The organism is Staphylococcus sp. HMSC061G12 (genome assembly GCF_001838465.1).
Lineage (GTDB): Bacteria > Bacillota > Bacilli > Staphylococcales > Staphylococcaceae > Staphylococcus > Staphylococcus simulans.
This window is the reverse complement of sequence record NZ_KV837104.1, coordinates 1-1333: the sequence shown is the minus strand read 5'-3', so window position 1 is coordinate 1333 and position 1333 is coordinate 1. Positions and strand designations below refer to the sequence as shown.

The 1333-nt window shown below is 27.1% G+C and carries 1 protein-coding gene and 1 pseudogene; both read right to left on the bottom strand.

The annotated features are described in order from the left end of the window. Positions 1-180 precede the first annotated feature (180 nt). Positions 181-312 (bottom strand): beta-class phenol-soluble modulin, encoded by a 132-nt coding sequence (locus HMPREF2937_RS08170; RefSeq protein WP_070625903.1) that lies wholly within the window; start codon positions 310-312, stop codon positions 181-183. 631 nt (positions 313-943) lie between these two features. After that, positions 944-1333 (bottom strand): annotated as a pseudogene (locus HMPREF2937_RS13885) (ISL3 family transposase); the annotation flags it as partial.

Sequence of the window (1333 nt, the reverse complement as noted above, 5' to 3'; positions counted from 1 at the left end):
AGACATAGGCGCATTATCTCCTTAATTATTGGTGGTAGAATACTTCTAATTATAGAGATAATTACGCTTTTTTGTATCAAAAATAGTACTAGTGATTATCACCAGTACTAAATAATATAGAGCAAAAAAATCGAGGCAGCTCCAATAATTTAATTGTTGAAGCTACCTTAATTCTTAATATTAACCAAAGAAACCAGAAATAACATCAATACCTTGAGCTAATGCTTTAGCAATATTAGTACCCATAGTTACCCAATCTTGGTTTAGACCTGACTGAATTGCTTGACCAATAGCATCTACAACACCTGCCATAAATATTCCCTCCTTACATATTAATCATTCAATTTTAAGTTAAGCTAAAGTAATAATGAGTTTCATGATAAATCAGTCATATTATCAATAACTGTTATTAGTCTCATATTCTTTCACTGTTACTATCTAAATTATATAAGATCCTTTGGAATTATAGTTTGAAATTTCGTATATGCTTGTTTAAAGTTCCTAAACGTTTATTTTAGCTTTATAAGACATTTATATTAGACGAGATTGTATGCTTAAGTGTATAACCATAAATCTCTTAATGCTGTGTAAAAATAAGTTTATTAAACATCTTAAGATAAAACATAGTGAATTAAGAATAACTATACAAACCAAAAACAAAAGTTTATTTGTTCTACAGAAGAATATTCTGTACCTAAAAAAGTAAGAGATTCTGTTAAAAGGAAGCAAAATAATAATCGCTCTTTGTCAAATTCGATTGATGTATAAAAATTGAGTCGAAATATACTTATTAGTTTGTTTAATTCACGGTTCAAGGATTGAATGAGATGAAAACAATCCAGAATAATTTCTTCGTTTGGAAATAACTTCTTGAATAAAAAAATTAAGGACTATATATCCATCGTTACATATTTAACGTTTTCTCGCGCAGTTTTTTCAAATATCATAAAGTAATCAAACAAAGCTTTTGTCTCTGATCAGGAAGAATACCTATAATTCTGTATGTATCACCATCACAATATATAAAGTTCATTTTGCCTACGATATTTTTTACACTTTTAAATTCATCTATCATGATATGTTGAGGTAGTTTATTAAATGGTCTTAGTTTTACACTTCCAGCTATTTTATTAATATAACCTATCACTGATATAGCACTAACATTGTTATCTAACTCAACACTTTTACATGAACTATTTTCTCTGCTTTGATAAAGAAAATGAAGTATTAAGTTATTACAGAAGTTATAATATTGTTTGACAAAAGAATTTTTTAATACAAATGAATGACGACATCCATGACAAAAGAATCTTTGCTTTTTTAATTCTAAATA